At 47.4% G+C, this 266-nt stretch carries 1 protein-coding gene; it reads right to left on the bottom strand.

All coding sequences use genetic code 11. The annotated features are described in order from the left end of the window. Positions 1-25 precede the first annotated feature (25 nt). Positions 26-266, bottom strand: a 241-nt coding sequence (locus tag QP381_RS09080; RefSeq protein ID WP_285068690.1) for a hypothetical protein, incomplete at its 5' end; no start/stop codon positions are given.

Below are 266 nucleotides of genomic sequence, written 5' to 3'. Positions count from 1 at the left end.
AAAACTAGAATTATGTGGTGTGGGCTTAGGCCTTTTTCTTGATTTCTTTCATCAGATCAATTGTCTGCCGCATTATGTCGTCGATTCCGTCAGCGTCTGGGTCATCCAAAGGGGGAATAAGCTTATCGAGTTTCGCTAATAGAGCGTCACTGTAGGTAAAACCGACCTCTTTAGCCTTCCACATTCCCGCATCCCAGGCTGGTTTGAATGGGCCGTCGGCCATTATCACATAGCCGTACCTGCTTTCCCATTCCTCGTCAGTAAAC

The organism is Pauljensenia sp. UMB6358, from assembly GCF_030216865.1.
In the GTDB taxonomy this organism is placed as follows: domain Bacteria; phylum Actinomycetota; class Actinomycetes; order Actinomycetales; family Actinomycetaceae; genus Pauljensenia; species Pauljensenia turicensis_A.
The sequence above is the reverse complement of the archived record's forward strand: the minus strand, read 5'-3'. Positions and strand labels throughout refer to the sequence as shown.